The following is a 23132-nucleotide window of genomic DNA, read 5'->3' on the forward strand; positions in this document are numbered from 1 at the left end:
GCGGTGAAGTGGAGTCCCTCATGCGTCCCGACCCGCCTGCCCGCACGATGCTGCCCGTTCCGGACCGCCCGGCGCCCGGTCTCACGACCTACGATGCGAAGGACCCGGAGACGTCGTACCCGCCCATCGAACCGTTGCTTCCCCCGCCTGGCGCACCCAACGTGCTGGTCATCCTGCTCGACGACGTCGGGTTCGGGGCCCCGAGCGCGTTCGGCGGACCGTGTTCCACGCCGACGGCCGAACGCCTCGCCGAGGCGGGTCTGCGGTTCAACCGGTTCCACACCACCGCGCTGTGCGCTCCGACGCGGCAGGCGCTGCTGACCGGCCGCAACCACCATTCGGTCGGTATGGGCAGCATCACCGAGACGGCCACCTCGGCGCCCGGGAACAGCTCACTGCGCCCGAACACGAAGGCGCCCCTGCCCGAGACCCTGCGGCTCAACGGATACTCGACCGCACAGTTCGGCAAGTGCCACGAGGTCCCGGTGTGGCAGTCGTCGCCGTTGGGCCCGTTCGACGCGTGGCCGACCGGCGGTGGCGGGTTCGAGACGTTCTACGGGTTCATCGGCGGCGAGAACAACCAGTGGGCGCCCGCCCTGTACAGCGGCACCACACCGGTCGAACCGCCGGCGACCGCGGAGGAGGGCTACCACCTCACCGAGGACCTCGTCGACCACGCCAGCGCGTGGGTGCGTCAGCAGAGGGCGCTCATGCCGGACCGGCCGTTCTTCGTCTACCTCGCCCCGGGTGCGACGCACGCTCCGCATCATGTCGCGCCCGAGTGGATCGAGAAGTATCGCGGGGCGTTCGACGACGGCTGGGACGTGCAACGCGAGCGAACCTTCGCGCGGCAGAAAGAACTCGGGGTCGTTCCGCCCGAGGCCGATCTCACGGCACGTCACGACGAGATCCCCGCGTGGGAGGACATGCCCGACGATCTCAAGCCCGTGCTGGCGCGGCAGATGGAGACGTACGCAGGCTTCCTCGAGCACACGGACGTCCAGGTCGGCCGGCTGATCGACACGCTCGAAGAGCTCGAGGTCCTGGACGACACGCTCGTCTTCTACGTCATCGGCGACAACGGCGCCTCGGCCGAGGGCACGCTCAACGGCGCGTTCAACGAGATGGCGAACTTCAACGGCATGGCAGCGCTCGAGACGCCCGAGTTCATGCGCTCCAAGATCGACGAGTTCGGTTCGCCCGACTCCTACAACCACTACTCGGTGGGCTGGGCGTGGGCCATGGACACCCCCTACCAGTGGACCAAGCAGGTCGCCTCGCACTGGGGCGGCACCCGCAACGGCACGATCGTGCACTGGCCGAGCGGTATCGCGGAGCGTGGCGGGCTCCGCTCGCAGTTCACCCACGTCATCGACGTGGCGCCCACGATTCTCGAGGCGGCCGGACTGCCGGAACCGACGATGGTGAACGGCGTGCTGCAGTCCCCCATCGAGGGCACGTCCATGATCTACGCGTTCGGCGACGCCGCGACGGCCGAACGCCACGACCTGCAGTACTTCGAGATGTTCGGCAACCGCGGGATCTACCACCGCGGCTGGAGCGCGGTCACCAAGCACCGCACGCCCTGGCTGCTGACGGGGGATCAGGTGCCTGAGTTCGACGACGACGTCTGGGAGCTGTACGACGGCGCGTCGGACTTCAGCCAGGCCCACGACCTCGCGGCCGAAAGGCCGGACTTGCTCGCGAAGCTCCAGCGCCTGTGGCTCATCGAGGCCACGAAGTACAACGTGCTGCCCATGGACGATCGCACGGGCGAACGGCTCTCGCCCGACCTCGCCGGACGACCCACGCTCATCCGGGGGGACTCCCAGATCTTCTTCCCCGGGATGGGCCGCCTGTCCGAGAGCAGCGTGGCCGGCATCAAGAACAAGTCGTTCTCCGTGACCGCCGAGGTCGACGTCCCGGCAGACGGCGCCGGGGGCGTCGTCATCGCGCAGGGCGGCAGGTTCGGCGGCTGGTCCCTGCATGCCACGGGTGGCCGGCTCACGTTCACCTACAACGTGCTCGGCATCCACCAGTACGACGTCGTCGCCGACGACCCCGTGCCTGCCGGCACGCACCAGGTACGCATCGAGTTCGCCTACGACGGCGGAGGGCTCGGCAAGGGCGGTGACGTGACCCTCTTCCACGACGGGACCCCGGTGGGCCGCGGGCGGGTGGATGCCACGCAGCCGCTGATCTTCTCGGCCGACGAGACCACCGACATCGGCTATGAGTCCGGGACCTGCGTGTCCAGCGCGTACAGCGTCGGTACGAGCCGGTTCACCGGTCGCATCAGCTGGGTGCAGCTCGACATCGGCCATGACGACCACGACCACTTCATCAGGCCCGAGGAGCTGATGCGCGTCGCCATGGGCCGGCAGTAGGCGCGCGGCACGGCGGCGTGGGGGTGGTGATCGTGGGCGAGTACCGGGACGCGGCGTCGGACCTCATGGGGATCGAGGGCGGGACCTTCCGGATGGGCTCGGACCGGTTCTACCCCGAGGAGGGGTTCGTCGTGGAGGCGACGGTCGCGGCGTTCGAGATCGGCCGGTACGCGGTGACCAACCGGCAGTTCGCTGCGTTCGTGGCTGCCACGGGGTACGTCACGACGGCGGAGCACCCGCTCGATCCGGCCGATTTCGGCGGTGCGGACCTGCCGGATCTCGAACCAGGGTCACTCGTGTTCATGCCGACCGACGGTCCCGTCGACCTGCGCGACTGGCGGCAGTGGTGGCGCTGGGTCCCGGGCGCGAACTGGCGGCATCCGCGCGGTCCGGGCTCGTCGCTCGACGGGCTGGACGACCACCCCGTCGTGCAGGTGTCGTTCCAGGACGCCGCCGCCTATGCGGACTGGGCCGGGGCGCGGCTCCCGACCGAGACCGAGTGGGAGTTCGCGGCGCGCGGCGGCCTCGACGGGGCGACCTACACGTGGGGTGAGGAGCCGAACGACGGCACGCACGCCAACACGTGGCAGGGCCGGTTCCCGTACCGCAACACCGGCGCGGGCACGGGCGGATGGGTCGGCACCGCGCCGGTGGGGTCGTTCCCGCCCAACGGGTTCGGGCTGTACGACATGGCGGGCAACGTCTGGGAGTGGACCAGCGACACCTGGACGCCGGGCCACGGCGGGCCGCCCGCCACACCCGCACTCGCGACAGAGCACGCCTGCTCGTGCGGATGCGCGCCGGACAGCGGTGGCCGAGCCGAGGACACCGGCGCGTCCGTCGGAGAGGTCGCCCGCGTGCTCAAGGGCGGCTCGCACCTCTGCGCTCCCGAGTACTGCCTGCGCTACCGACCCGCCGCCCGATCACCGCAGACGCCCGATTCCGCGACCAGTCACATCGGCTTCCGCTGCGCCCGGTGAGAAGCGGCGGGCTCGGCGAGCTGTCGCTCGAGGCCCGCGATCGTGATGTCGACGACGAACCGGTAGTAGTCCCGCACGCGCTCGGCCGCGCGGTCCGGATCGCCGGTGAGCGGCCGGATCACGCTGTCGAGGAGCACGTCGACGCCGTGGCTGCCGCCGGCGTTGGCCTGGAAGTCGTGCATCATCGCGCGATGGTCGCGGGGGCTGTCGGCCTCGTGGCGGAGCCGCTCGTCGCCGACGGAGATGGTGAGCACGGCGCTGTTGAGGAGGACGCTGTACGCGAGGCCGACGCGGTCACCGAATCCCGCCCTCTCGAGAGAGGCGATGCCGGCGTCGATGATCGGCGTGATGCCGGGGAACGCCGGACCGTGCATGAGCAGCCAGAACGCCGTTCCCGGGTAGCGGCGCAGGATCGGGTAGATCGACGTGAGCAGCTCGCGGTACGCCCTCTGGCCACCGCTGCCGATCCTGACCGGCGGGGCGATCATGCTCGCCGTGTGCGTCTTCGTCCTGGCCCACCCCCGCTTCCGTGAGGGGCCGCGCGGGTAGGCGACGTCGTCGGCCTCACGCGACCGCGGTCCCCTCGCCGAGCCGGACGAGGTTCGCGTCAGGTCCTCGGTGTCACGATGATGTTGACCGCCTCGAAGCCCTCGTCGGGGCTGCCGATGTACGAGTGCGGCTGGTCCGCCGGGAACTCGACGGAGACGCCTGTGGTGAGGTCGGACCGCCGCTCGCCGTACATGACCGCGCCGTTCCCGGTCAGCACGACGAGTCGCTCGACGGCGCCGACGGCGTGAGCGGGGGACCGGCGCACCGCGCCGGCCGCAAGCCGGATCAGGTAGACCTCGGTCACCCGCGAGTCCTCGCGCAGCACCCGGACCCGGGTGGTGAAGATCCCGTTCTCGTCGAGCTGCGTCCAGTCGTCGTCGCCGACGAGCTCCGCCATCGGCACTCGCAGCGGCCCCGCGACCGCGTACAGGGTGTCCAGCGTGGGGTTCCTCTGCCCGGTCTCCAGCTCCGAGAGGGAACCCTTGCCGATCCCGGCGGTCGCCGCCAAGGCTGTCAGCGACATTCCGCGAGCGGTTCGCAGCGCACGGATTCGCTGCCCGACCTTGGCGGCCGCGCCGTCCCTGGCGTCTCCCATCACGCTCCTTGCTTGTTCTGTATACAGAACATAGGGTGTTCCGTAATCAGAACAGCGTAGGCGAAGGGATGCTCGGATGAGCGACAGAATGCATCAGGGACCCGTCGCCGCCGGGATCGTCACGGCCGTCGTCGGCCCCAGCAGCTCCGTCGTCGTCGTGCTCGCCGGCCTGACCGCCGTGGGCGCGTCCCCCGCGCAGGCCGCCTCGGGCCTGCTGACCCTCCTCGTCACCCAAGCACTCGGGATGCTGTGGCTGAGCGTGCGACACCGCACTCCGATCGTCCTGGCCTGGTCGACCCCCGGCGCGGCGCTCCTCGCCTCGATGTCCGGCGTCGCGGGTGGGTGGCCGGCGGCCGTGGCCGCGTTCGGGATCACGGGACTGCTCATCATCCTCACCGCCGTGATCCCCCGGCTGGGGGACCTGGTCGCGGCCATCCCGGCGTCCCTGGCCCAGGGAATGCTCGCCGGGGTTCTCGTTCCCCTGTGCCTGGCCCCCGTCACCGCGCTCGCCGGCGCCCCGCTCGCGGTCGCGCCGATCGTGCTGACCTGGCTGGTCCTGCTCCCGATCGCGCGGCGATGGGCCGTGCCCGCCGCTCTCGGCGTCGCGCTCGTCGTGGTCCTGGTCACCGGCGGGGGAGCGGTCCCGACGTCGGACCTGGTCCCCACCCTGGCATGGACCACACCGCACCTGACCGTCGAGGCCGTCATCGCCATCTCCGTCCCGCTCTACGTGGTGACGATGGCGTCGCAGAACGTTCCCGGCGTCGCCGTCCTCGCCACCCACGGCTATCGCACCCCCTGGCGCGAGAGCCTGGTCGTAACCGGCCTGGGCACCACCCTCGGCGCACCCACCGGCGGGCATGCGATCAACCTCGCCGCCATCTCCGCCGCCCTCGCCGCGGGACCGGAAGCAGGACGAGATCCACGCCGCCGCTGGATCGCAGCCGTCGTCGCCGCCATCACCATGCTCGCGCTCGCCGTCGCGAGCGGAGCACTCACCACACTCGTCCAGGCGGCGCCCGACGGCGTGATGCAGGCAGCGGCCGGCCTGGCGCTGCTCGGCACCCTCTCCAACTCGCTGCTGGCGGCACTGTCAGACCCCCACGAACGAGAGGCCGCCGTCCTGACCATGCTGATCGCCGCCTCCGGCGTCGCGTTCCTCGGCATCGGCGCGGCGTTCTGGGCGCTCGCGGCCGGGCTGATTCTCCGGTACGTCATGCGCCCTGGCCGCTCCCGGCCGCGGCGTAGCGCGCGGCTGTCGTCCGGGCGGCTTGGTCCACCACGCGGTGCGTCTCTTCCTGGCTGAGCGACCAGTTGCCGTGGACGAGGCGAGGCCAGAAGACGACCGTCGCGATCATGCCGAGGAACTGCGCTGCCGCCACGTCCAGATCGTCCACGTCGGCGGTCCCGGCGGCGTTCGCCGCTTCGAAGTAGCGCCTCAGGGCCGCGAGCACGGGCAGTGTGCCGAAATCGAAGGTCCGGTCGCGCAGTTCCGGGAACCTCGGGGACTCGGCGATGACGGCTCGGATCAGGTCCGCCATGCGAGGGCGGGAGAGCAACTCCGCGTACGCGAGACCCAGGACGACCAGGCCCGCGTGGAAGTCGCCGGACGGCGGTTCCGCAAGCTCGTTGTCCGGCGTATCACCTGCCGCGAGCACCGTCGCTTCGAAGAGTTCTGCCTTCGTCGGGAACTGCTTGTACAGGGTCGCCTTGGAGACCCCCGCGCTCTCGGCGACGCGTGCCAGCGATGTCCGGTCGTAGCCGAGCTCGAGGAACAGGCGTGTGGCTGCGTCGAGGATGGCCGCGCGGTTATCCGCGGCGACCCGCCGGTGGTAGGCGGAGAGTTCGCGTGGCATGCGCCCAGTATGGCAGGGAGGTGAGTCGCTTGACTCACCATCGGGAGATCTCTACGCTCAGTTGAGGTGAGCCGACTGACTCACCTCAACCGAAGGAGCCGGACATGGCCAAACTCATCTATTCGATGATCACGTCGCTCGACGGCTACGCCGAAGCCGCCGAGGGCAGCCTTGGCAGCGGGGCCGAGGACGAGGAGGTGCACACCTTCATCGGGGACACGTTCCGTCACGTGGGCACGTACCTCTACGGCCGGCGCATGTACGAGACGATGGTCTTCTGGGAGACCGCGCACACCGAGCCCGGCGCGCCGCCGCACATCGTGCAGTACGCCCGCGACTGGCAGGCCGCGGAGAAGGTCGTCTACTCCACGACACTGGAGTCGCCGTCTAGCGCGAGAACCAGGATCGAGCGGACCTTCGACCCGGACGCGGTGCGCAAGCTCAAGGCCGAGTCCGATCACGACATCTCCGTCGACGGCCCGAACCTCGCCGCCCAGGCGATCAGGGCCGGCCTGGTGGACGAGTACCACCTCTTCGTCACGACGAGCGTGGTCGGCGGCGGCAAGCGGTTCTTCCCCGACGACGTACGCCTCGACCTCGAACTGGTTGAGGAACGCTCCTTCAGCAGCGGACTGATCTACGCGCGCTACCGGAACTGATCGAACCGGACCGGGGTCTGGGGCGGAGCCCCAGGCGGGGTGTGGGGGCTGCACCCCCATGAGACATGGCGAGACCGGTGTGGCCTGTCGGCCACACCGGTCTCACGGTCGAGTGGAGCTGAGGGGACTCGAACCCCTGACCCCCTGCATGCCATGCAGGTGCGCTACCAGCTGCGCCACAGCCCCGACGCCCGCTTTCCAGCGGGCCCCGCAAGCATACGCAGCGGCGGGCCCACCGGCCAAATTCGCACACAGGATCGACTAGTAGCCTGTCTACATGAAGGCCGACGCGCTCCGCGGACACCTCGACTCGCTGATCCTGGCCGTCGTCGAGAGTGAACCGCTGCACGGGTACGCGATCATCGAGGCACTGAGCGAACGAAGTGGCGGTGAGCTCGGGCTGCCCACCGGCACCGTGTATCCGGCCCTGCGGCGGCTGGAACGGGCGGGCTATCTCGACAGCACGTGGTCCACGGTGGGCGGCCGGCGTCGTCGTACCTATTCGCTGTCGCGCGCCGGCACGAAGGCGCTGGCGCGGCACCGCGAGGAATGGCGCGCCTTCTCCGCCGTCGTCGGCCGGGTGCTCGGTGAGGCATGATCCGGGGACCGGCGTCGAACCAGGGGCAACCCTGATGCGCTCGCGTACGCGAGCGACCACGATGGAAGGCGTGTCCGCGATCACCACCTACCTGGCCGATCTCGACGCCGCGCTCGTCGGGCCGGCCCGCCTCCGCCGTGACCTGCTGCAGGAGGCCGCCGACCACCTCGAGGACGCCACGGCGACCTACGCCCGCGCCGGGTACGACGAGCGCCGGGCCGCGGAGCGCGCCGTCGCCGAGTTCGGGACGGTGGACGAGGTCGCGCCCGGCTTCCAGACGACGCTCGCGGTCTCGTCGGCGCGGCGCACCGCCGGTCTCCTCTTCGCGTTCGTCGTGCTCCAGCCGTTCGTCTGGGGCAGCCCGATCGTCTCGACCGGCGCGCCCACCCCGGGCGGCGCGGTGTACGCATTCCTCGACCGCGCCGTCGAGGTGACCGGCGTCGTGATGATCGCCGTGGCGGCGCTGCTGCTCGTCATCGCCGGGATCGGCGGCCGATGGTTCGACGCCGGACGCCAGGTGGCGCTCGCGACCGCCGGGTTCGCCATGGTCTCGTCGGTGCTGCTCGCGGGAATCGGCGTGGCCATGACGACAGCCGGCGTCGGCTCGGAGCCCCGGGGCTGGCTGGTGCTGGGGATCGTCGTCGGACTGCCCATGGCACTCGTCGCCGTGTCCGCGCGCCGGACCCTCGCGACCTGCTGAACCGTGCCCACAGGGCACCCCGCCCCTGCCGGTCAGCTGCTGAGCCGCCGCAGCAGCACCTCTGCCGGCCCGCGGTGTCCCGCCCGGTGCAGCCCGTACGCCCCCGCCAGCGAGATCACCCACGTCCCGAGCGCGATCCCCGCGGCCCCGACGTACCGGACCTCGCCGCCCAGCCCGAGGGCGAAGGGCGCCATCAGGGCCACGAACGCCACCGACTGGAACAGGTAGAACGTCAGCGACCGCTGCCCCAGCGCCTGGACGGCCACGACGACGGGGTGCGCGAGCACGGGTACGCGCAGCGCGGCCAGCCCGATGAGCGCCGCCGTGCCGACGCCGCCCGCGTACCCCGTGACGCCGTGCACCACGGCCGCAGCCCCGGCCACGACCGCCGTCGGCCCCGGCCAGAAACCCGCCTCCATCAGTGCGAACGGCACTCCGCCCAGCACCGACGCCACGAGGCCGACGACGGCGGTCCGGGTCAGGAGCGTCCGGTGGCGATACGGCTCCTCCAGGATCCGCCGCCGCGCCGCCCAGATGCCCAGCAGCACGCCGGGCAGCACCTGCCAGGTCATGAAGGACGCCATCCGCAGCCACTCCATGACGCGGTCCCACGGCGTGAAGATCGGGCTGTCGGGGCCGATCACCAGGCTGAACCCCTCGGTCGCGGAGAGACCTCCGTACACCGCGAACGCCATCGCCACCCCGACGAGCGCCAGGCGGAGCACCTGGAGCAGGCGGGCGTCGGACCAGGTGAGCGCCCCGGCCAAGAGCAGGCTCGCGATCCCGTACATCGTGAGCACGTCGTAGAACAGCAGCGCGACGTGCAGCAGACCGAGCAGGAGCAGCCACAGGCCACGACGGCGCACGAGGCGCCGCACCGTGTCCCAGCTGTCGCCCCGGCGGCGGCAGCGCAGCCCGAGCTGGGCGAGGCCGTAGCCGAACAGGAGGACGAACATCGGCCGGGCGCGGTGGTTCACGAACAGGTCCTCGAGGAACACCACCACGCGGTCACCGAGCGCGAGCGGGCGGACGCCGTCGACCGCGTACAGCAGCAGGTAGGAGTGCGCGAGCGCGATGAACAGGAGCATCAGCCCGCGTGCCAGGTCCGGGGCCGGCGCACGGGCAGGGACGCGGGTGCGGGCGCTGAGCAGCAACCTACAGCCGATCCGGCGACGCCGCGGGGCCGTTCACGGTCGGTCTCTGGTGGGGGATGGTCATCAATTCTCCGGGTCGAAAGTGGGGCATGAGCTTGCTTGCGGAATCGCCGGGTGTGGTGAAAGCAAGCTCCTGCCTCGCGCTCGGGCGCGACAGAGGCGCGCACAGACAACCAGAGCCCGATGAACGGTGCAGGCTCGATGAGTGAACCCGAGAAGTTGGTCCGATGCACCGTGACGAGGCCCACGCGGCGGAATTTCCGATTCGATTTGGCCGGTGGGCCCGCCGCTGCGTATGCTTGCGGGGCCCGCTGGAAAGCGGGCGTCGGGGCTGTGGCGCAGCTGGTAGCGCACCTGCATGGCATGCAGGGGGTCAGGGGTTCGAGTCCCCTCAGCTCCACTCGACCGTGAGACCGGTGTGGCCGACAGGCCACACCGGTCTCGCCATGTCTCATGGGGGTGCAGCCCCCACGTCCCGCCTGGGGCTCCGCCCCAGACCCCGGTCCGGTTCGGGGTGGCTCTGCGATCGCGTCGGCGGCCGCGCCACGGCCGTGACGCGGCGCGACCCGGGCCGGTCCTATCGGGTGGCCGGGACGGGCTCCCAGGCGAATCCGTTCGGGTCCGAGAGCTCCCCGAGGTCGCCGTTGATCGTGAGCCGGTGCGAACCCGTGCCCTCGGGCGGTACGCCGGCGTCCTTGGCCAGCGCGCGGTACTTGTAGAGGCCGAACCCGATCGGGCTGGATCCCATGTCGAAGTCGACGTAGGAGCCGAAGCTCCTGCCCACCTTCAAACCGTGCTCCACGTAGAACCGCTTGCTCGCCGACACGTCGGCGACGCCGATCAGGAGCACGATCTCGTCGACCTCCCGGGAGGCCGGGGCGGTGTCCTTCTTGGCGGAGGTCGCGACCTTCCAGATGGCGCCGTCGGGCGCCTGGAGGACGCCGCCGTGACCCCACAGGGACTTCGCGACGGGCTTGAGCGGGGTGGCGCCTGCCGCGACGGCGGCGTCGAACAGGGCGTTCACGTTCGCGGGCTGGGAGGCGATGAGGGAGATGTGATAGCCGCGGAACCCGGTGGAGGGCGTGTCTCCTGCGCGGAGGTGGAGCCTGTCGCCCAGGTCGAAGGCGGCGTCGTAGAAGGAACGTGCGGTGCTGGTGTCGGTCACCTCAAGGGTGACGGAGTCGATGTTTGCCATGTCCTGAACACTAGGGAGCACGCGGCAGGGAACGCTTCTCGATTCCTGACCGACCCGCCGTGCACCCCGGTACCCGACGATGGCCAACAGCTCCAGCCCAAGGAGTCCGGGGCCGGCGACGCATGACGGTTCAGCGATTCATGAGGGTATTGAGTGAGGCGTAGTCGAGGGCGCCGCGCCGATCTTCGCGGCATCGGGCCGGACGCCCAGGCGCTTGCGTGGCCTGGGCGTCCGGCATTGCCGGTTCCCGGTCAGTCGACGGCGTACGCCCGGACGACCGTCTTGGTCACGGTCGCGTCCGCCGCGTCCCACGCCTCGACCTTGAGCGAGACGTGCTCGGTACCGGCGGGTGCCCGGACCAGTGCGGCGTAGGTGCCGTCACCGATCCTCATCGCCTTCGCCCGGCGCCAGGTGTCGCCGTCGTCGGCCGACCACCACAGGCGGGCGCCCTCGACCTCCGACGTGTCGTACGCGCCGTCCTGGTGGTCCGCACGGACCCGTACCCACGTGGTCCCGGGTGCGGAGCCTGACGGGTCGAGCCCGCGCACGTCCCACGTGGTGTCGAGCAGCGGCGGGCGGGCGTCGTCGGCGACGTCGGGACGCGCGTGGAACGTCCACTCGCCGGTCACGCTCGTGGCGAGCCGGTAGGCGGGGTCGTCCGGTGTGCTCTCGAGCAGCATCCGGTAGTCCGCCCCGCCCTCGGGGACGGTCGGGAACGCATAGGGCTCCGGGGCGTCCTCGATCAGTTCGCCGTCCTGCCAGACGCGCAGGCGTTCCACGATGTCCGAGCCCCACAGCACGCCGCCGTCGTCGTCGACCCGGCCCGACGGGGTGAGCCAGAGATCGCCACCCCACTGCATGACCGGCGTGATCGGGGAGATCCCCGAGGCCAGCACGCCCGCGGCGAGCCCCTGCCGGGCGCGGCCCGGTTCGCTCCAGGTGTGTGTCTCGGCCTCGGCGAGCACCACGCCCACGCCGTCCTCCTGGATCTCGGACCTGAGGTACCACGCGCCCGGCGCCGCTGTCAGGTACTCGGTGCGCCGCGTGCCGACGGGGACCGTCTCGACGGCTCCGCCGGCGATGATGGTGCCCGGCTCCCAGTACATGCGCTCCGCGAGGTGGGTGTCGCCGACCGACGCGCCGTAGGTGGTGTCGACGGCGACCGTCGTGCGGCGGTCGCCCCGCAGCGCCGGCACCTCGACGCCCTCGCTGTGGTGGGCGAGGTCGTAGCGGTAGGCGGCCGCCTCGTCTCCCGTGGTCGGCGCCAGCAGCGTCGCCTGGAGGATCGTGTCGTAGTCGCCGTGGGTTGCCGCCGGCACCGGGGTCAGCGCGAGGTCCGTTCCCGGCCCGTACTTCACGTTGACCGACGCGTAGGCGAACTCCAGCGAGTCCTCGGTCTCGACGGAAAGGCCCAGGGAAGCCAGTTCTGCGGGACGGTGTGTCGAGGTGGTGATCTCCTCGGCCGTCGTCCCGTCCAGGAGTACCTCCGCGTCGGAGGTCGCGTCGACCTCCCCGCTCGACAGGAACAGCGCGTCGGTGACCTCGCCGTCCTCACCGAACGTCTCGATGTACGCCATCGGGCTGTACACGCCGGGGAGGACGCGCGCCGTGGCGACGCCGTCCTCGAAGTTGAGGTTCGTGCCGAAGACCTCGCCGTTCTCGGGGTCCAGCTTGATCGCGGCGCCCCACGTGTCCGCGGCGACGGGCGCCCCGTCGCGGTCGACGGCACGCACCGTCAGGTCCACGTACTCGCGCTCCTTCGCCCAGCCGACCGGCGTACGCACCGTGGTGCCGTCCGTCCCGGTCGCGACGAGCGTCCCGCCGATCGCGCCGATGGCGCCCGGCCCGTCGGCCACGGTCACGTCGACCGACGCCGTCCCGCCGGCCGGGACGACGACGGAGTCTGCCGACAGGGTGATCGCGTCGGCCGCCGAGTCGCCCTCGGAGTCGGTGACGCCGGTGGTCAGGGCGAGCGTGACGTCGTCTGACCCCGTGTTCGTCCAGGTGACGGTGCGGGAGGCCGACTCGCCGTCGTGCGGCCAGGTGAAGGTGCCGAACGAGACCGACGGCGTGGCGGTGACCTGCTGCGCGATGGCGCCCGGGACGGTGATCCGTCCCGCGCCCTCGGACCAGACGTCCGCGCCCGTGGGTTCGGCCGATCCCATCAGGGTCGACTTGAGGGCGGTCGCGTCGAGGCCGGGGCGGGCCTGCTTGAGCAGGGCGGCTGCGCCCGCGACGTGCGGGGCCGCCATGGAGGTGCCGCTCAGCGCGACGTGCAGGTCGTCGACGACGTCGCCCTCCGAGGTCCCCGTGGCACGCGCGGCGACGATCCCGTCGCCCGGCGCGACGACGTCGGGCTTGAGCAGGCCGGCGTCGGCGCCGCCGCGGCTGGAGTAGGGCGTGACGGTGTCGGCGTCGTCGACGGCGCCCACCGTGAGGGCCGACGCCGCGATGCCGGGGGAGCCCACCGTGCCCTGGCCGAGGTCGCCGTCGTTGCCCGCGGCCACGACGAACAGCGTGCCGTACTGCTCGGTCAGCTCGTCCACCGCGACGGCGTCCGGGGACGGGACGTCGAAGAACAGGCTGCCCAGCGACAGGTTCACGACGTCGGCGCCCTCCGCGGCCGCCCACTCCATGCCGTCGATGACGCCCGACAGCTCGCCGTAGCCGTAGTCGTCCAGGACCTTGCCGACCAGCAGGTCGGCGTCCGGGGCGACGCCCCGGTTCGCGCCGTCCGACGCTTCACCCGACCCCGTCAGGATCGAGGCGACGTGCGTGCCGTGGCCGTGGCCGTCGGTCACGTCGCCCTTGCCGGTGAAGTCCCGCTCGCCGGCCACCACGTCGTCGAGGTCGGGGTGCGTCGCATCGATGCCCGAGTCGAGCACGGCGACCGTGACGCCCTCCCCCGTGAACCCCGCCTCCCAGGCCTCGGGGGCGCCGATCTGCGGCGTCGAGTCCGCGTCCGACGCCCGGACCGGCTGGTCCAGCCAGACGTACCCGACGCCGTCGGGGGCCGCGGCACGCAGAGTGGAGGCGTCCGTCCCGGCCGGCGTCCCGGCCGGCACGAGGGCGTCGAGCAGCTTCGCCGCCCGGCCCTTCGGCAGGACGTCGGCCACGGCGCCCACCGACTCCAGTTCCACGTCGGGTGTGATGCCCGACGCCGCCCAGTCGTGCTCGGCCGGTGCCGCGACGCGGGCTCGGTCGTCCGGGGAGCCGGACGTGGCCGCGCCGACGGCGGCCGTGGCACCCTCGGCCGTCGCCGCGGTGGCCGCCGCGGTCTGGACGATCACGGGCAACGTGTCGCGCGAGGCGTCGTCGTACCCGGCCTCGACCAGGCCGGTCACGTCGAACAGCGCGCGGTCCAGGCGGCCGGGCACGAGCTGCGCGACGTCGCGCGGGATGACGTAGAGATGGTCCCCCTCACGCTGCTGGAAGAAGGCCATGTGTTCGCGGCCGGGGCCGGGCTGCACCGTCGCCGCGACCGAGCCGTCGGCCGCGGTCCGCACGGTGACGACGTCGCCCGTCAGCAGCGTGACGGACGCGGGACGATCCTGCGTCGCGCCCGCCGCCCGCCGCTGTTCGAGCTGTGGTGCCGGTGTGTCCTTCGGGACGGCCGCGGTCGCCCACGTCCCCCCGCCCAGTGCGATCGCCATCGCGACCGCCGCTGCACTTGCTCTCCTGCGCATCGGGTCTCTCCCGTCCGGTTTCGAGCGCGCCGCCCGTGCGACGCCATGCCAACCAGACGCAGGAGACCTGCCGGGAGGTTGCGTGACCTGCGGGATCGGTCGGGGCGGGGGATCATGGGCGATCCGGGATCAGCGATTGCAGTGGCGGTCGATGGGACGGCGGCGAACGCCCCGGCCGAGCCTGAGAACGTCGCAATGGCTGCTCGACGCTCCGTCAGAGCCCCATGGACCGGATGGCTCGGTCAGGAACCGATCCACGCGCTCGTCGCGCCGGCGATCAACGGTGTGAGGATCACGACGGCGCGCTCCAGTTCACCAACGATTCCCAGGTCTCCCGTGGCCTGGTCGAGGCCCTTGCGCCGGCCCAGGGCCTCGGCGATGTCGGCGGCCTGATCGAGTCCCTCGATCGGGTAGAGGCAGTCGGCGAGCTCTCGGGCCCTTTGGTTGAGTGCCGCCGTCGTCGGTGCGATGACCACAGCGACGGCGACGGTACCGGCAAGCCCCGTTGCCAGGACCCTTAGGTCCCATCCGTCGGCCGGGTCGGTCCGGTTCAGGTGGGCACCGAGGGCTATCGTGATGAGCGCGACCTGAGCTCCCGCGCCTGCCAGCACTCCGCGAACGATCCGGCGACTGTCAATCAGTCGCGCGAGCTGCGTTCCTGCCGGAGCTGCCCCGTCCGGCGGGCTGCGACGCACCGCGTCGACCACGCCCACGGCGGGGACCATTCCACAGTAGGCGACGAGCGTGAGCGCCGGACCGACCCAGTTGCGGCTCCCGATGAGGTCGAACACGATCCATCCGGCCATGACCAGGCTCGCGGTCCCGAGGAGAAGGGCCGGCCAGCTCTTGGCCGCGCGGCGAACGTCCCGCACGTCGGCGGGAAGCTCAGCCCATCGGCGGGCGCCATAGCTCCAGATCACTCCAGCTGAGGTGCACACGGCAACTGCCCACCCAGCCCACGTCAGGTCTGCGAGCGCGCTCAGCTCGCCGGGTTCGAGGAGGACCAGGCCGATACCGATCAGGACGTAGCCCGCGACTACCGCCATGTCGCGGGTCTGCGTCGAGCCCTGCCGATCAGGCGGCGTGGCCGAATGCGGCCGCACAGTGCCGAACGAACGACCGTCAGTGTCCATGACTCGGACATTAGCGGCGGGCAGGTGGTCCGGCATCCGCCGGCGAGAAGTCGGTCCGAACTCCCCCGGGGCGCAGCGCCGTTGCCCCGGCGGACCAGCCGCACGCCTGGGCGCTCGATCGGCTCGTCGGCGACTACCGTGCCGGTGCGGCGCTTTCGTGCCTGTGGGCGTTGAAGCGCGCCTTCTTCTCACGGTTCCCGCACGTGTTCATGTCGCACCATCTGCGGGTGCGGCTCCGGCTGGTGTCGAAGAAGGCTGCCTGGCAGGTGGGTGACGCACACAAGGCCAGCCTGCCATCTCGTTCGCCGGAGATGATGCTGATCGCGTCGGCGGCGATCACGCCCATGGCGTCCTGCACGGCGGACGCCGAGCTCAGTCGCCAGTGCCGCTCGCCCTCGGGCGTCAGGATGGCCGCTGCCCGGCCGTGAGTGCTGCAGTCGTTGATGACGGAGACGGCAGGCGCGGGGAGGGGATCTTGGCGTGCTGCCGCCGTCGCCGCGGCGTGAATCGACTCCCTCAGCTCGCGGGCGCGTTCGAGCTGGGCGGGGGTGCAGGACTCCACCGCGAGGCCGCTCACCGCCAGCCAGTCGACGAGTCGCTGTGGCGTCGGAATGCGTTCCACGGCGTCGCCACGACGCTCCGTCAGGGTCGCCGTGAAGCCGGTCGCCAGCACCTTGCCGAGACGGAAGTCGGGGAACGGGTCGCGCATGGAACCACCATAGCTGGTTGCGCGCCGGCGCCGAGGTCTGTTAGAACCGTCATAGCCGGTTCCAGTGGATGGCGGGCCGGTTCACCGATGACCAGGAGGTCCCATGTCCACGAACCGCCGAGCCGGCGACGTGCAAGCCTTCGAAGCCCACGCGCCCGACGCCGACCTCGACGACCTGCGCGCGCGGCTGGCCGCGGCCCGGCTTCCGGAACCCGAGACGGTCTTCGGGTCCGCGCCCGGCCCTCGCCGATGGGATCAGGGCGTTCCGCTCGCCGACCTCGTGGACGTCGTGAACTACTGGCGCACCGGGTACGACTGGCGGTCGTTCGAAGCGCGCCTCGACGAGATCGGCCAGTTCCGCACGACCATCGACGGTCTGGGAATCCACTTCCTGCACCGCCGGTCGCCCCGCGCGGACGCCACCCCGCTGATCGTGACGCACGGCTGGCCGGACAGCATCGTCCGGTTCATCGATGTCGTCGACGAGCTGGCAGGTCCGACAGACGCGGACACGCCGGCGTTCCACGTCGTCGTCCCGTCGCTGCCAGGTTTTGGCTACAGCGACAAGCCGGCCACCACCGGGTGGGGAACCGAGAAGATCGCGGCCGCCTGGGCGGAACTCATGGGGCGGCTCGGCTACGGCAGGTTCCTGGCCCACGGCGGCGACTGGGGAGGCAACATCACCACGGTCCTCGCCGGCAGGTTCCCGGAACGTGTTCTCGGCATCCACACCACGTTCGCGGAAGGCTTGCCGGGGTCGACGACGGACGGGCTGACCGCGACCGAGCGCACGTGGGCCGAGGAGACCCGCGACTTCTGGCATCACCGCGCGGCGTACGCGAAGCAGCAGGCGACCCGGCCGCAGACCATCGGCTACTCGCTGGTCGACTCGCCGGTCGGGCTGCTCGCCTGGATCCTCGACAAGTTCGCGGAGTGGTCGGACACCGACGACAGCCCGTTCGAGAGGATCTCCAGGGACCGCATCCTCGACGACGTCACCCTGTACTGGCTGACGCGGACAGGCGCCTCGGCGGCCCGCATCTACTACGAGAGCCACAACTCGCTCGACCCTGAGCTCCGGGTCGACGTCCCGGCAGCGCTCACCATGTATCCCCGCGACGTCGAGAAGTGTCCGCGCCCCTGGGCGCAGGAGCGGTACCGGCAGATCGTCCGATGGACGTCGCCCGAAGCCGGGGGACACTTCCCGGCACTGGAAGTTCCCGAGTTCTTCGTCGACGACCTGCGAGAGGGTCTGGCGGCCGTGCTGGCCGCCGGCGGGTAGTCGGTCACGCCGTCGTCGGTGTTCGCGCGCGGTATCCCGGCGCGCATCGCCGCGTCGCTCAAGCGCTCCGCGGAGGCGAGCGACCGGCGCAAGAGCTCGCCGTACCGCTCGGCGATGTCGATGCTCACCTTCTACGTCAACCGCGCCGGCAAGGAGCTGAGCGCCGACCAGAAGAAGGTGCTCGAGCGCGCCAAGGACGAACTGCGCAAGCAGTTCGAGCGAGCCTGAGCGCCCGCGGCCTCACGGCGCGAGGCCCGCTGACGCGCGGCGCCGGCCCGGAAAACGCTTCGGCCACGTCCCGATCCATGTCAAGATCGTCCGGTGCTGAGACTCACCGATTTCATCATCGACTGCCCGGACCCGATGCGACTGGCCGCCTTCTACGCCGAGGTCACGGGGCGTGAGATGAAGAAGGACAGCGACGACCACTGGGCCGGCATCATCGTCGGCGACATCGAACTGGCCTTCCAGCGGGTCGAGAACTTCCGCCCACCGGTCTGGCCCAGCGACGAGCACCCCAAGCAGTACCACCTCGACTTCGAGGTCGACGAGTTCGAGCCCGAACAGCGCCGGATCGTCGCGCTGGGCGCGACGCTGCAGAAGGACTTCATCGGCCCCGAGGGCTACGGCTGGCAGGTCTACACCGACCCCGTCGGGCACCCGTTCTGCCTGTGCCGCAACCGCGGCGTGGTCTGGCGTGACGGCAAGCCGGTGTGGACCTGACGCTCTGTCGAGCTCTGTCGGCCGGCTCCGGCCGTCGACCCCTCGGCCCCCGGACGGGTCAGCGATAGGCTGGCCTGGAGGGTACGACATGACGCTGTTCGACGATCGCATCGACGCGGGGCGCCGGCTGGCCCGGCGCCTGGAGCGCCTGCGCGACGACGACGTCGTGGTTCTCGGGTTGCCGCGCGGCGGCGTTCCCGTCGCTTTCGAGGTCGCGAGGGCCCTGGACGCACCGCTGGACGTGATCGTCGTGCGCAAGCTGGGCGTGCCCTACCAGCCCGAGTTCGCCCTGGGCTCGGTCGGCGAGGGCGGCGTCCTGGTGCTCAACGACGACGTCTGGCGGCACGCGGGCTTGCGCAGCGAGGACCTCGCCGAGCTCGAGGACGCCGAGCGCGCCGAGCTGTCGCGCCGCGTGGAGCGGTTCCGCGGCGAGCGTGAGCGGATCTCCCTGGAGGACCGGGTCGCGCTGATCGTCGACGACGGGATGGCGACCGGCGCGACCGCCCGGGCGGCCTGCCAGGTGGCCCGGGCCCAGGGCGCGCGCCGCGTGATCCTCGCGGTGCCGGTCGGGGCGACCGAGGCCGTCCGCTCGCTGCACCGCGATGCCGACGAGGTCGTGTGCCTGTCGCAGCCGGTCAGGTTCATGGCCGTCGGCCAGTGGTACCGCGACTTCCGGCAGACGCCCGACAGTGACGTCGCCGAACTGCTCGATCGGGCCAGGCGGCGGGTCCCGGCGTCGGCCACGGCGGACGACGACGACCCGCCGCAGATCGACGAGGACGTGCACGTCCTGGCGGATCAGGTGCCGCTGGCGGGGCACCTCACCATTCCGGAGAAGCCGGTCGGCCTCGTGGTGTTCGCGCACGGCAGCGGGAGCAGCCGGCACAGTCCGCGCAACCGCTACGTCGCCGCCAAGCTCCACGAGGCCGGGCTGGGCACGCTCCTGTTCGACCTGCTCACTCCGCACGAGGAACTCGAACGCGCCAGTGTCTTCGACATCGAGCTCCTCGCCCGCAGGCTGGTCGAGGTCACCCTGTCGCTGCGTACCCAGGCGGACGCAGCCGGACTTCCAATCGGCTACTTCGGAGCCAGCACCGGTGCGGGCGCGGCGCTGTGGGCGGCCTCCGTCCCGGGCGTAGACGTCCGGGCCGTGGTGTCCCGCGGAGGCAGGCCGGACCTGGCCGAGCCCCGCCTCGCCCTGGTCGATGCCCCGACGCTGCTGATCGTGGGCGGACGCGACCATCTCGTCCTCGACCTCAACCGCCGCGCCCAGGCCGAGATGCGCGGCGAGTGCGAGCTCTCCGTCGTGCCCGACGCTACCCATCTGTTCGAGGAGACGGGCGCGCTCGCCCAGGTCGCCGAGTTCGCCTGTGCCTGGTTCGCCCGGCATCTCGTGCCCAGGGTGCCCGGCGTCGATGTCGCCGGCCGCGACTACTGGCTCTGAACCACGGCACCGGCGTCGGACCCGAGCGCCCGGAGCTGACCGGATCCGTCCGCCTCGCGACCTGATCGGGCCTCCCGCGGGCGGGTCGCCACGGCGCAGACTGGGGCCATGAACCGAGCGCTGATCGTCATCGACGTCCAGGAGTCCTTCCGGACCCGCCCGCTGTGGGCCCACACGCTCAACCCGGGCGTCGCGGAGCCGGTCAACCGGCTCGTCGCCCTGGCCCGCGCGGCGGGCGACCTCGTGGTGTGGGTGCTGCACACAGAACCGGGGACGGGCAACGCGTTCGACCCCGAGTCCGGTCACGTGCGGCTGTTCGAGGAGCTGAGCGAGCCCCTGCCCGGCGAGCCGGTGCTGCGCAAGACCTCGCACAACGCCTTCACCACGACCAACCTGCAGCAGATCCTCACCACCCACGGCGTGACCGAGCTGCGCGTCTGCGGCATCCGGGCCGAGCAGTGCGTGGAGACCACCACGCGCGTCGGCTCCGACCTGGGCTACGACATGACGTTCGTCAGCGACGCGACCAGCACCGACCCGCTCGGGCCGTTCAGCGCCGCCGACATCCTCGAACGCACCGAGGCGGTGCTCCGCGACCGCTTCGCGCGCATCGCCACCGTCGGGGAGCTGGAGGCGGAGACGGAAGTGGCAGCATCGGCCAGGTGACCACCGTCGTCTTCCTTCTCCTGCCCGGGGTCCACCTGCTTGACCTGGCGGGCCCCGCGCAGGCGTTCTTCACGGCCGGGGACTTCGGCCACCGCTACGACCTGCACTACGTCTCGGGATCCCCCGGGCCCGACGCCGGAGTGGTCGCCTCGGCGCAGGGCCTGCCGCTGGTCGCGGGTGCCCGCTGGCCGGATCTGGGCCCGGACGACCTCGTCGTCGTCCCCGGCTGGCGCGTGGGGAACGACCCGGCCGCCTGGCCCCGCCTGAGCGAGCCGATGCGGGAGCGGCTCGCCGCGCACCACGCGGCGGGCGGCACGGTCGCCAGCGTGTGCGCGGGGTCGGACGCGCTCGGCCAGGCCGGGCTCCTCGACGGGCGCCGCTGTACCACCCACCACGCCGTCCAGGACGACCTCGCCGTCCGGCATCCGCGGGCCCGCGTGGTGCGGGACGTCCTGTTCACCACCGACGACGGCGTGGTCACCTCCGCCGGCATCGCCAGCGGCATCGACCTCTCGCTGCACCTGCTCGCCATGCGGCACGGCCCGGCACTCGCTGCCCGGGTGGCCCGGGAGATGGTGGTCTACGCCCGCCGGAACGGTACCGAGCCACAGGCCGGCGTGATGCTGCGGCACCGCTCGCACGTCGACGACACGGTCCACCGCGTCCAGGACCACATCGACGCGCACTTCGCGCGGACCCTCCCGCTCACCGACCTGGCCGCCCACGCCGGCGTCGCCGAGCGGACCCTGACCAGGCTGTTCACCCGCGCCACCGGGCTGACGCCGCTGCGCTACCAGCAGCTTCTGCGGCGCGAACGCGCCGAGCACCTCATCGGCCACGGCGCCACCGTCGAGTCGGCGGCCCACACGGTCGGGTTCCAAGACCCGAGGATGCTCCGCCGGCTCCGGAGCGAGGCGGCGTCGTAGGCCTGGGGCCAGGCGATCTGCGGTCGGCTCGTTGTCGGATGATCGGCTCCCCGGGCGGCCGATCATCCGACGTCCGGCCGATCACTCGACGTCCGGCCGACCGCATCAGACGCGGACGAGCATCTTCCCGGTGTTGGCGCCGCGCATCATGGCGAGGAACGCGTCGACGGTGTTCTCGATGCCGTCGACGATCGTCTCGTCGTAGGCGATCTTCCCGGCGGCGAACCAGCCGGTCATCTTCTCCTGGAACTCCGGCGCGAGGTGCAGGTAGGCGGCCAGGGTGAAGCCCTTGAGGGTGAGCCCGCGGGTGATGACGTTGGCCAGGTTGCCCGGGCCGGGAACCGGGCCCGTGGCGTTGTAGGCGGAGATCGCCCCGCAGAGGGCGGCGCGGCCGCCGTCGTTGAAGGCGGCGAGCGCGGCCTCCAGGTGGTCGCCGCCGACGTTGTCGAAGTACACGTCGATGCCCTCGGGCGCGGCGGCGGCGAGCTGACCCCGGACGTCGCCGTCCTTGTAGTCGAACGCGGCGTCGTACCCGTACTTCTCGGTGAGCAGCCGCACCTTCTCGGGGGAGCCGGCGGAGCCGATCACGCGCTTCGCCCCGAGCAGCTTGGCGATCTGGCCCGCGGCGGTTCCCACGGCACCGGCGGCGCCCGAGACGAAGACCGTGTCGCCCTCGCGCATCCTGGCGATGGTGGTCAGCCCCACGTAGGCGGTCAGGCCCGTCATGCCGAGGACGTGCAGGTACAGCGAGAGGGGCACGCCGGGGAGCTCGGGCAGCACGCGGAACGTGGCGGCGTCGGCCTGCACGGTGTCGGTCCAGCCGTGCTGGTGCAGGACGATCGCGCCGACGGGCACGTCGGGCGTCGCGGACTCGACGACCCGGCCGACGGCGCCGCCGGTGATGGTCTCGCGGAGCGCGTACGGCGCCACGTAGCTGCGCACGTCGCGCATCCGGCCGCGCATGTACGGGTCGACGGAGACGAACTCGTTGCGCACGCGCACCTGGCCGGGCTCGAGGTCGCCGTGGACAACCTCGACGGTGCGGAAGTCGTCCACGGTCGGCCAGCCGTCCGGGCGGGCGGCGAGCTGGATCTGCGTGCTGGTGAACTCGGTCATGGTGGTTCCGGGTCGCTTTCTGTCGGGGTCTCTGGTCGAGGCGGGAGGTTTTCTGTAACGACCCTTCCAATATATACTGGACGGGTCGTTACAGAAAGCCGTCGTCGTCACAGGAGGTCACGGGTATGGCCAGGACCCCGGCGTTCGAGCGCGACGCCGCCGTGCGCGCGGCGCGATCACTGTTCTGGGAGCACGGGTACGAGGCCACGTCCGTACCCGCGCTCGAGGAGGCCACGGGCCTGAGCCGGTCGAGCATCTACAACACGTTCGGCTCGAAGCGCGGTCTGTTCGACGTCGTCGTGCAGAGCTACCTGGACGAGGTGATCCGTCCGCGGCTGCGGCCGCTGCAGGCCGAGGTGGTCGCGCCCGGCGCGATCACCGAGTACCTCCACGGGCTGGGGCAGGCGTTCGCGCGCGTCGAGTCGCTGCCCGCGGCGAACGGCTGCCTGCTCATCAACACGGCCGGCGCCCCCATCGCGCACGACGCGCAGGTCGCCCAGGTCATCGACGACTACCGGGCCGAGCTCCGGGCCGCGGTCGCCCGCGGCGTCGACGCGCGCCTCCCCGGCGCGCCGGACAGGGACCGCGCCCGGCTCGCCGATACGGTCACGGGCCTGGTCGTGGCCGCGTTCGCGCTGGTCCGGATCGCGCCCGCCGAGGCCGCGAGAAGCCTGACGACAGCGGACGAACTGATCGAGGACGCGCTGAGCGACGAGATCGACTTCGAGCCCGAGCGTCTGGGGCTGACCGCTCGCACTGCCGAGCTCTGATGGA

Annotated in this window: 22 protein-coding genes and 2 tRNA genes; 14 read left to right on the forward strand and 10 right to left on the reverse strand. The window is 71.5% G+C overall.

Annotated features, from left to right (window positions below; genetic code table 11):
• The first annotated feature begins 20 nt into the window (after window positions 1-20).
• Together ACYVK5_RS16005 and ACYVK5_RS16010 are read left to right on the forward strand one after the other, a co-directional pair.
• Complete coding sequence (locus ACYVK5_RS16005; protein ID WP_460706740.1) at window positions 21-2387, forward strand: sulfatase-like hydrolase/transferase; 2367 nt, start codon at window positions 21-23, stop codon at window positions 2385-2387.
• Window positions 2388-2452: 65 nt separating this feature from the next.
• Window positions 2453-3367 carry a formylglycine-generating enzyme family protein gene (locus ACYVK5_RS16010; RefSeq protein ID WP_460706861.1) on the forward strand — a complete coding sequence of 305 codons (915 nt, stop codon included), beginning with the start codon at window positions 2453-2455 and terminating at the stop codon, window positions 3365-3367.
• Here the strand turns inward: ACYVK5_RS16010 and ACYVK5_RS16015 are convergent.
• Complete coding sequence (locus ACYVK5_RS16015) at window positions 3340-3855, reverse strand: hypothetical protein (protein ID WP_460706742.1); 516 nt, start codon at window positions 3853-3855, stop codon at window positions 3340-3342. The two genes, ACYVK5_RS16010 and ACYVK5_RS16015, sit on opposite strands and share 28 nt — an antisense overlap.
• A gap of 119 nt (window positions 3856-3974) precedes the next feature.
• A complete protein-coding gene (locus ACYVK5_RS16020) occupies window positions 3975-4511 on the reverse strand; it encodes a helix-turn-helix domain-containing protein (protein WP_460706744.1) in 537 nt (178 codons plus the stop codon).
• Window positions 4512-4587: 76 nt separating this feature from the next.
• Here ACYVK5_RS16020 and ACYVK5_RS16025 point away from each other — a divergent pair, with 76 nt between their 5' ends.
• Window positions 4588-5817, forward strand: coding sequence for a benzoate/H(+) symporter BenE family transporter (locus ACYVK5_RS16025; protein WP_460706746.1), 1230 nt, complete (start codon window positions 4588-4590; stop codon window positions 5815-5817).
• On the opposite strand, the gene ACYVK5_RS16030 is transcribed toward ACYVK5_RS16025, so the two are convergent.
• Window positions 5726-6367 carry a TetR/AcrR family transcriptional regulator gene (locus ACYVK5_RS16030; protein WP_460706748.1) on the reverse strand — a complete coding sequence of 214 codons (642 nt, stop codon included), beginning with the start codon at window positions 6365-6367 and terminating at the stop codon, window positions 5726-5728. The two genes, ACYVK5_RS16025 and ACYVK5_RS16030, sit on opposite strands and share 92 nt — an antisense overlap.
• Before the next feature lie 104 nt (window positions 6368-6471).
• Here ACYVK5_RS16030 and ACYVK5_RS16035 point away from each other — a divergent pair, with 104 nt between their 5' ends.
• Window positions 6472-7026 carry a dihydrofolate reductase family protein gene (locus ACYVK5_RS16035; protein WP_460706750.1) on the forward strand — a complete coding sequence of 185 codons (555 nt, stop codon included), beginning with the start codon at window positions 6472-6474 and terminating at the stop codon, window positions 7024-7026.
• Between the two features lie 113 nt (window positions 7027-7139).
• Here the strand turns inward: ACYVK5_RS16035 and ACYVK5_RS16040 are convergent.
• Window positions 7140-7212 (reverse strand) — tRNA-Ala (locus ACYVK5_RS16040).
• A 91-nt stretch (window positions 7213-7303) separates the two neighbouring features.
• Between ACYVK5_RS16040 and ACYVK5_RS16045 the strand changes: the two genes are divergently transcribed.
• Both ACYVK5_RS16045 and ACYVK5_RS16050 read left to right on the forward strand, forming a co-directional pair.
• A complete protein-coding gene (locus ACYVK5_RS16045; RefSeq protein WP_460706752.1) occupies window positions 7304-7624 on the forward strand; it encodes a PadR family transcriptional regulator in 321 nt (106 codons plus the stop codon).
• Between the two features lie 70 nt (window positions 7625-7694).
• Window positions 7695-8324: a permease prefix domain 1-containing protein gene (locus tag ACYVK5_RS16050; RefSeq protein WP_460706754.1), complete on the forward strand. Its 630-nt coding sequence runs from the start codon at window positions 7695-7697 to the stop codon at window positions 8322-8324.
• Between the two features lie 32 nt (window positions 8325-8356).
• Here the strand turns inward: ACYVK5_RS16050 and ACYVK5_RS16055 are convergent, their stop codons facing one another.
• Window positions 8357-9412 carry a DUF418 domain-containing protein gene (locus ACYVK5_RS16055; RefSeq protein ID WP_460706756.1) on the reverse strand — a complete coding sequence of 352 codons (1056 nt, stop codon included), beginning with the start codon at window positions 9410-9412 and terminating at the stop codon, window positions 8357-8359.
• A gap of 393 nt (window positions 9413-9805) precedes the next feature.
• On the opposite strand from ACYVK5_RS16055, the gene ACYVK5_RS16060 reads away from it, so the two are divergent.
• Window positions 9806-9878, forward strand: a tRNA-Ala gene (locus ACYVK5_RS16060).
• 177 nt (window positions 9879-10055) lie between these two features.
• On the opposite strand, the gene ACYVK5_RS16065 is transcribed toward ACYVK5_RS16060, so the two are convergent.
• The 4 genes from ACYVK5_RS16065 to ACYVK5_RS16080 form a co-directional block, all read right to left on the reverse strand.
• Complete coding sequence (locus ACYVK5_RS16065) at window positions 10056-10673, reverse strand: glyoxalase (protein WP_460706758.1); 618 nt, start codon at window positions 10671-10673, stop codon at window positions 10056-10058.
• 251 nt (window positions 10674-10924) lie between these two features.
• Entirely contained in the window at window positions 10925-14326 is a 3402-nt protein-coding gene (locus ACYVK5_RS16070; protein WP_460706760.1) for a S8 family serine peptidase, read from the reverse strand.
• Window positions 14327-14601: 275 nt separating this feature from the next.
• The gene (locus ACYVK5_RS16075) at window positions 14602-15405 is read right to left on the reverse strand and encodes a hypothetical protein (protein ID WP_460706762.1); all 804 of its coding nucleotides are present in this window, start codon (window positions 15403-15405) and stop codon (window positions 14602-14604) included.
• 220 nt (window positions 15406-15625) lie between these two features.
• Window positions 15626-16201 carry a CGNR zinc finger domain-containing protein gene (locus tag ACYVK5_RS16080; RefSeq protein WP_460706764.1) on the reverse strand — a complete coding sequence of 192 codons (576 nt, stop codon included), beginning with the start codon at window positions 16199-16201 and terminating at the stop codon, window positions 15626-15628.
• Between the two features lie 103 nt (window positions 16202-16304).
• Between ACYVK5_RS16080 and ACYVK5_RS16085 the strand changes: the two genes are divergently transcribed.
• The 6 genes from ACYVK5_RS16085 to ACYVK5_RS16110 all read left to right on the forward strand — a co-directional run bounded on the left by ACYVK5_RS16085 (window position 16305) and on the right by ACYVK5_RS16110 (window position 21242).
• A complete protein-coding gene (locus ACYVK5_RS16085) occupies window positions 16305-17483 on the forward strand; it encodes an epoxide hydrolase family protein (RefSeq protein WP_460706766.1) in 1179 nt (392 codons plus the stop codon).
• Window positions 17484-17501: 18 nt separating this feature from the next.
• Complete coding sequence (locus ACYVK5_RS16090; protein WP_460706768.1) at window positions 17502-17711, forward strand: DUF3175 domain-containing protein; 210 nt, start codon at window positions 17502-17504, stop codon at window positions 17709-17711.
• 93 nt (window positions 17712-17804) lie between these two features.
• Window positions 17805-18206, forward strand: coding sequence for a VOC family protein (locus ACYVK5_RS16095; protein WP_460706770.1), 402 nt, complete (start codon window positions 17805-17807; stop codon window positions 18204-18206).
• 88 nt (window positions 18207-18294) lie between these two features.
• A complete protein-coding gene (locus ACYVK5_RS16100; protein WP_460706772.1) occupies window positions 18295-19650 on the forward strand; it encodes a phosphoribosyltransferase family protein in 1356 nt (451 codons plus the stop codon).
• 108 nt (window positions 19651-19758) lie between these two features.
• Window positions 19759-20316 carry an isochorismatase family protein gene (locus tag ACYVK5_RS16105; protein WP_460706774.1) on the forward strand — a complete coding sequence of 186 codons (558 nt, stop codon included), beginning with the start codon at window positions 19759-19761 and terminating at the stop codon, window positions 20314-20316.
• The gene (locus tag ACYVK5_RS16110; protein WP_460706776.1) at window positions 20313-21242 is read left to right on the forward strand and encodes a GlxA family transcriptional regulator; all 930 of its coding nucleotides are present in this window, start codon (window positions 20313-20315) and stop codon (window positions 21240-21242) included. Before ACYVK5_RS16105 ends, ACYVK5_RS16110 begins: the two co-directional genes overlap by 4 nt.
• Window positions 21243-21347: 105 nt before the next feature.
• Here ACYVK5_RS16110 and ACYVK5_RS16115 read toward each other — a convergent pair whose 3' ends face one another.
• Window positions 21348-22358, reverse strand: coding sequence for an NADP-dependent oxidoreductase (locus ACYVK5_RS16115; protein ID WP_460706778.1), 1011 nt, complete (start codon window positions 22356-22358; stop codon window positions 21348-21350).
• A gap of 125 nt (window positions 22359-22483) precedes the next feature.
• Here ACYVK5_RS16115 and ACYVK5_RS16120 point away from each other — a divergent pair, with 125 nt between their 5' ends.
• Complete coding sequence (locus tag ACYVK5_RS16120; protein WP_460706781.1) at window positions 22484-23128, forward strand: TetR/AcrR family transcriptional regulator; 645 nt, start codon at window positions 22484-22486, stop codon at window positions 23126-23128.
• Window positions 23129-23132: the final 4 nt, after the last annotated feature.

It is taken from the genome of Myceligenerans halotolerans, from assembly GCF_054782975.1.

What these genes read in the sequence shown, in the direction of transcription:
- ACYVK5_RS16055 (WP_460706756.1), bottom strand. Translation starts at nt 9,412, where the DNA reads ATGCTCCTGTTCATCGCGCTCGCGCACTCCTACCTGCTGCTGTACGCG.
- ACYVK5_RS16105 (WP_460706774.1), top strand. Translation starts at nt 19,759, where the DNA reads ATGAACCGAGCGCTGATCGTCATCGACGTCCAGGAGTCCTTCCGGACC.
- ACYVK5_RS16075 (WP_460706762.1), bottom strand. Translation starts at nt 15,405, where the DNA reads ATGGCGGTAGTCGCGGGCTACGTCCTGATCGGTATCGGCCTGGTCCTC.
- ACYVK5_RS16010 (WP_460706861.1), top strand. Translation starts at nt 2,453, where the DNA reads ATGGGGATCGAGGGCGGGACCTTCCGGATGGGCTCGGACCGGTTCTAC.
- ACYVK5_RS16025 (WP_460706746.1), top strand. Translation starts at nt 4,588, where the DNA reads ATGAGCGACAGAATGCATCAGGGACCCGTCGCCGCCGGGATCGTCACG.
- ACYVK5_RS16080 (WP_460706764.1), bottom strand. Translation starts at nt 16,201, where the DNA reads ATGCGCGACCCGTTCCCCGACTTCCGTCTCGGCAAGGTGCTGGCGACC.
- ACYVK5_RS16035 (WP_460706750.1), top strand. Translation starts at nt 6,472, where the DNA reads ATGGCCAAACTCATCTATTCGATGATCACGTCGCTCGACGGCTACGCC.
- ACYVK5_RS16020 (WP_460706744.1), bottom strand. Translation starts at nt 4,511, where the DNA reads ATGGGAGACGCCAGGGACGGCGCGGCCGCCAAGGTCGGGCAGCGAATC.
- ACYVK5_RS16070 (WP_460706760.1), bottom strand. Translation starts at nt 14,326, where the DNA reads ATGGCGATCGCACTGGGCGGGGGGACGTGGGCGACCGCGGCCGTCCCG.
- ACYVK5_RS16115 (WP_460706778.1), bottom strand. Translation starts at nt 22,358, where the DNA reads ATGACCGAGTTCACCAGCACGCAGATCCAGCTCGCCGCCCGCCCGGAC.
- ACYVK5_RS16045 (WP_460706752.1), top strand. Translation starts at nt 7,304, where the DNA reads ATGAAGGCCGACGCGCTCCGCGGACACCTCGACTCGCTGATCCTGGCC.
- ACYVK5_RS16120 (WP_460706781.1), top strand. Translation starts at nt 22,484, where the DNA reads ATGGCCAGGACCCCGGCGTTCGAGCGCGACGCCGCCGTGCGCGCGGCG.
- ACYVK5_RS16005 (WP_460706740.1), top strand. Translation starts at nt 21, where the DNA reads ATGCGTCCCGACCCGCCTGCCCGCACGATGCTGCCCGTTCCGGACCGC.
- ACYVK5_RS16015 (WP_460706742.1), bottom strand. Translation starts at nt 3,855, where the DNA reads ATGATCGCCCCGCCGGTCAGGATCGGCAGCGGTGGCCAGAGGGCGTAC.
- ACYVK5_RS16030 (WP_460706748.1), bottom strand. Translation starts at nt 6,367, where the DNA reads ATGCCACGCGAACTCTCCGCCTACCACCGGCGGGTCGCCGCGGATAAC.
- ACYVK5_RS16085 (WP_460706766.1), top strand. Translation starts at nt 16,305, where the DNA reads ATGTCCACGAACCGCCGAGCCGGCGACGTGCAAGCCTTCGAAGCCCAC.
- ACYVK5_RS16065 (WP_460706758.1), bottom strand. Translation starts at nt 10,673, where the DNA reads ATGGCAAACATCGACTCCGTCACCCTTGAGGTGACCGACACCAGCACC.
- ACYVK5_RS16100 (WP_460706772.1), top strand. Translation starts at nt 18,295, where the DNA reads ATGACGCTGTTCGACGATCGCATCGACGCGGGGCGCCGGCTGGCCCGG.